This window comes from Corynebacterium callunae (genome assembly GCF_046592015.1).
Classification (GTDB): domain Bacteria; phylum Actinomycetota; class Actinomycetes; order Mycobacteriales; family Mycobacteriaceae; genus Corynebacterium; species Corynebacterium callunae_A.
The window spans coordinates 1-3,751 of sequence record NZ_JAWVOB010000021.1 but is presented as its reverse complement, the minus strand read 5'-3'; the positions used below and the strand labels follow the sequence as shown (position 1 = coordinate 3,751).

At 50.6% G+C, this 3,751-nt stretch carries 5 protein-coding genes; 2 read left to right on the top strand and 3 right to left on the bottom strand.

What is annotated here, in order from left to right; all coding sequences use genetic code 11:
• The first annotated feature begins 95 nt into the window (after window positions 1-95).
• Window positions 96-296, top strand: a complete 201-nt coding sequence (locus SFC07_RS13200; RefSeq protein WP_411208775.1) for a hypothetical protein — start codon at window positions 96-98, stop codon at window positions 294-296.
• A 37-nt stretch (window positions 297-333) separates the two neighbouring features.
• On the opposite strand, the gene SFC07_RS13195 is transcribed toward SFC07_RS13200, so the two are convergent.
• Both SFC07_RS13195 and SFC07_RS13190 read right to left on the bottom strand, forming a co-directional pair.
• Window positions 334-702 carry a VOC family protein gene (locus tag SFC07_RS13195; protein ID WP_411208774.1) on the bottom strand — a complete coding sequence of 123 codons (369 nt, stop codon included), beginning with the start codon at window positions 700-702 and terminating at the stop codon, window positions 334-336.
• Window positions 703-979: 277 nt separating this feature from the next.
• Window positions 980-1,348: a hypothetical protein gene (locus SFC07_RS13190; RefSeq protein WP_411208773.1), complete on the bottom strand. Its 369-nt coding sequence runs from the start codon at window positions 1,346-1,348 to the stop codon at window positions 980-982.
• Between the two features lie 77 nt (window positions 1,349-1,425).
• Between SFC07_RS13190 and SFC07_RS13185 the strand changes: the two genes are divergently transcribed.
• Window positions 1,426-2,907 carry an MFS transporter gene (locus SFC07_RS13185; protein WP_411208772.1) on the top strand — a complete coding sequence of 494 codons (1,482 nt, stop codon included), beginning with the start codon at window positions 1,426-1,428 and terminating at the stop codon, window positions 2,905-2,907.
• Window positions 2,908-3,072: 165 nt separating this feature from the next.
• Here SFC07_RS13185 and SFC07_RS13180 read toward each other — a convergent pair whose 3' ends face one another.
• Window positions 3,073-3,513: a hypothetical protein gene (locus SFC07_RS13180; RefSeq protein WP_411208771.1), complete on the bottom strand. Its 441-nt coding sequence runs from the start codon at window positions 3,511-3,513 to the stop codon at window positions 3,073-3,075.
• Window positions 3,514-3,751 lie beyond the last annotated feature (238 nt).

Genomic DNA, 3,751 nt, shown 5'->3' with positions numbered 1-3,751 from the left:
CCTCTGGTCTTTCACCGGAAGCATCACCATTCCATGGAGCCACGTTCGTGGAGCTACCTATGATCCAGGAATGAAAAAGGAACCCAAGGGATGGCGTGGCCCTGGTCTGCGTGTTGGGCAAAAAACTCAGTGGCACTTTCCACGCAGATGGGGAAAATCAATTCTGGAATGTCAGTGGATTTGAAAACACAGTGGTTATCGAGCTTAATGATGAGCACTTCAGCAGGTTGGTGGTATCGCTTGATAATCCCGTTGAGCAAGCTGCTCGGATAACAGAACGAGCTACAGCCCGTTAGGCGTATCCCCCCTTGAGGTGCCGCAACATTCTTCAACTTAATCGATTGGAGCAACCCGGATGCGGTTTCCATCTAGATCAGAAGCCACGAAAGTTGTACCGAAAACATCACTATGAGGTTCTTCCACAATGGACACGCCCTTCTTCACCCATTGATCATAGGTCGAAAGGATAGCTTCTTCTCCCCCACCAAGATTTAGACACACTTCGGAAGTGCGAGCTGTGGCGCTGTCGAGAGCGTCGCTTTTCCCGGTCCACAGTGCTAGCGAAACTCCCGGAGCTAGATCCATTGTCACATAACGTGGGGATTCGAAGCTAGTTTTCACCTCAAGCAGGTCAGTATAAAACGACGTTGATGTTTTAATATCTGACACATAGACAATAAATACGATTTCTTTGTTACTCATCGAGCTCATGTCCTTTCCAGGCATTGATTGTCTTAATCAAGAAGTGGGAATAGGGGTTGAGCCTGCCTATAGGAAAAATAATACCTAGGTATGATATTTAGTGGACGGTGGCTAGCTAAGATAAAACGCCATCACCAACAGCCACGTGGACGTTCTGATTCTTTAGTACATACACCAAAGAGGCATGGTCCGTTTCTTGTACATTTGTTCAATCGCTACTTTTACTGCCGGCATGAATAATGCACGGCCATACCTTCATATGACTATATTTCCGCCTTTACATAAAGGCTAGGGCCACAATAAGAACAAGTGGCCAGGCAAAAAACGTTAACGCCGAAACCACACCCAACAAGAGGTCTTTAGCTCGTGCCGCCACCACAATGCCAATAAGCGATGCCATGACCAGCCCAATCCAGTACACCCACTGAGTCCATAGAGGTGCTCGATCACCCATAAACGGCGTGGCGATCCATACCGTCAGTAAAACCAGATAAATGCGCGCTGTAGGAATTCTTGCCCGTACCTTCACATAACCATTAACGCACATCCCGCCATTAAACGGGGCCTTAAAGGCCCTGCTTTTCGACGCCGCGCTGCTGGACAGGGAAGCGTCGAAAAGCAGTTTTTGAAAAGTGGTTTTGACCATAATTCTATTAATCTATAGAAACTGTGTTATATATTTAGTGCATAAGATTTCTATAGTTTGATAGAAAGAGAACGACCATGAAACCTACGACATATCAGGGCGAAGATAAGGCCCTCATCGGCATCGTATTATCAGTTTTGACTTTTTGGCTTTTTGCCCAGTCCACCCTCAATATTGGCCCGGATATGGGCAGCTCTTTGGGGATGAGCACTGAGACCATGAATATCGCGGTCGTGGCTGCAGCACTATTTTGTGGCACTTTTATCGTGGCAGCCGGCGGTATCGCCGATGTTTTTGGCCGCGTTAAGGTAATGCACTTAGGAAATATTCTCAATATTATCGGCTCCCTTTTGATCGCTGCGGCAACCTCGAGCTTCGCCACTGAAATGGTGATCGTTGGTCGCGTCCTGCAGGGTCTGGCAGCAGCCGCAATTATGTCCTCCTCCCTCGCACTGGTGAAAACCTACTGGTTGGGAGCAGCTCGCCAACGAGCAGTCTCCATCTGGTCCATCGGTTCTTGGGGCGGCACCGGATTCTGTGCCCTCTTTGCTGGTCTGGTTGTAGCTAGCCCCTTCGGCTGGCGTGGCATCTTTGTCCTCGGCGCCATCGTTTCATTGGTATCCATCCTCATGACCCGCCACCTGCCAGAATCTCGCCCAGCTCAGCACGTGGGCATGCGTTTGGACTGGTACGGTATCGGTGCACTGGCACTTGCAGTACTCTCCCTTGAACTCTTTATCACCCAGGGTGAAGCACTGGGCTGGGGCAACTGGATGACCTGGACCTTGCTTGCAGTATCCGCAATCTTCCTGGTTCTCTTCTTCCAAATTGAAAAGTTCGTGGCTTGGCCAGTACTAGACTTCAACCTCTTTAAAGACCGCGCATTTAGCGGTGCAACCATCACCAACTTCCTCATGAGCGCCACCGGCGGTGTCGTAGCAGTAGTGATGTGGATTCAGCAATCCGGCTGGGGCGTTTCCTCCACTGTTTCTGGCATGACCAGCATCGGCTTCGCCGTGTTTGTCCTGCTCTTCATCCGCGTTGGTGAAAAGGCCATGCAAAAGGTCGGTGCTCGCGGCGTCATCGTTGTCGCTGGTATTTTGGTTGCACTTTCCGTAGCTATCATGATGATCACCAATGTTTCCGAAGGCGCATACATCGCACTTTCCCTGGTTGGTTTCTCCCTCTACGGCATTGGACTTGGACTCTTTGCTACCCCAGTTACCGACACCGCCCTTGGAACCTTGCCAAAGGATCGCACCGGCGCCGGAGCTGGCGTATTCAAAATGTCCTCCTCCCTCGGAGCAGCCATCGGCATCGCCATCTCTACCTCAGTATTCTTGGCTCTGCGCGACAGCAATGGCCTGAACTCCGAGGTAGCCATGGCAGGTGCCGTTTCCCTAGGAATCAACCTGGCCTTCACCCTCGCAGCAACCCTCACCGCAGCATTCTTGATCCCAGCAACTGTTGGTCGTGTCGCTCAAAAGCGTCGCCCAACTCAGGATCCAGCTGCAGTACCTGCAGCATATGAATCCAAGCCTCTTGCAGTATTCCGCTAAAGGCTTAGCTACTCTTAGAACTTGCGCTTTTCCTCTGGTCTCATGCCCCGGAGGAGAAGCGCTTTCTGCTGTTTTGGTAAGAGGCCGAGCTCAGCGATTAGACCAGGTAATCGGTTCAAACTGGGAAAAATCTTTAAAGTCAGCACCCAATTGATTCTCAAAACGTTAGCTCACACTCGCCGGCTCAGCCTCGGGTGGTGCACCTGCTGCCACTGCCCCAACTACGCCATGAGTATAGGGAAACTGTGGAACCAAGTTACTTTCAGCAGCTGGCAAACGATCCGCAGCAGGCACCTCACAATAATTAACAGAGCCTCCTTTTACTGTTTTAGCCTGCCCACCATCAACAGTGTTTAAGGTCAAAACGGGATCAACAACTGCTGCGGTTTGGGCATCCGGTAAACCATTAAGCACCTGCGGATCATCGGTTTTAATAGGCACGGAACCAAGAAAGGTGACCTCATAGAGATAACACATATAATGGCTGATTCCCGTTGCCTGCTCCGGTTGCGAGAGTGCAATATATTCCGGCTCAATCGGAACCCCATCATAGGCGGTGATTTTCCATACCAACATGCGCCCCTCTGCATCAGTGGTTCGGAACATCAGTGACTGCGCTCATCAATTACATAAATGCAGGAGCTGTTAGATTAGTCTTTTACTACGTCTCGGCCGCAAGTCTATAGAGACTTCCGCAGAGACTTCCGCTCCCAGGCGGCGGCAACGCTTAGCCCCGGCTGTAGAGGTTCCCAAGAGGTTTGTTTCCTGACAACTGAGGGAAGCACTGACGATGTCTTGGTCATCACCTCAAAGCAGATTCTGCTGCATAGTTGTTTTGGGCATG

Bases quoted from the DNA above. Each gene is read 5' to 3' on its own strand.
- SFC07_RS13180 (WP_411208771.1), bottom strand. From the start codon at position 3,513: ATGTTCCGAACCACTGATGCAGAGGGGCGCATGTTGGTATGGAAAATC.
- SFC07_RS13190 (WP_411208773.1), bottom strand. From the start codon at position 1,348: ATGGTCAAAACCACTTTTCAAAAACTGCTTTTCGACGCTTCCCTGTCC.
- SFC07_RS13185 (WP_411208772.1), top strand. From the start codon at position 1,426: ATGAAACCTACGACATATCAGGGCGAAGATAAGGCCCTCATCGGCATC.
- SFC07_RS13195 (WP_411208774.1), bottom strand. From the start codon at position 702: ATGAGTAACAAAGAAATCGTATTTATTGTCTATGTGTCAGATATTAAA.